This is a genomic window from Hydrogenophaga intermedia (assembly GCF_023715105.1).
In the GTDB taxonomy this organism is placed as follows: domain Bacteria; phylum Pseudomonadota; class Gammaproteobacteria; order Burkholderiales; family Burkholderiaceae_C; genus Hydrogenophaga; species Hydrogenophaga intermedia_A.
The window spans coordinates 1-408 of record NZ_JAMBNO010000120.1; the positions used below are offsets into that span (position 1 = coordinate 1).

1 protein-coding gene is annotated in these 408 nt (G+C 60.5%); it reads left to right on the forward strand.

What is annotated here, in order from left to right:
- Positions 1–50: 50 nt before the first annotated feature.
- The coding region (locus M3149_RS22855) for an NADH-quinone oxidoreductase subunit C (protein ID WP_251711639.1) at positions 51–408 on the forward strand (358 nt) is incomplete at its 3' end.

Genomic DNA, 408 nt, shown 5'->3' on the forward strand with positions numbered 1-408 from the left:
GTCCTGAGAAGCTCCTCGAACTCGTCAAGGTTCTTCGAGACGATGACGCCCTGCGGTTCGAAAGCTGTACATCGCTGACCTGCGTGCATTACCCGCACATGGCAGGACGCGAAATGCACGTTGTCTACAACTTGTTGTCAATGACCCATAACCGTCGCATTCGCCTTGAGGTGGCGCTGGCCGATCCCGGTCAGGAGGACGTTGCTCGTACCGGGCGCAGCGACGTCGATTCCCTGCCACACGTTCCCAGCGTCGTGTCGGTTTACCCGCACGCCGACTGGCAGGAACGCGAGGCCTGGGACATGTTTGGGGTCATTTTTGATGGCCACCCGGCCTTGACTCGCATCCTCATGCCCGACGATTGGGTCGGCCATCCGCAGCGCAAGGACTACCCGCTTGGCGGTATCC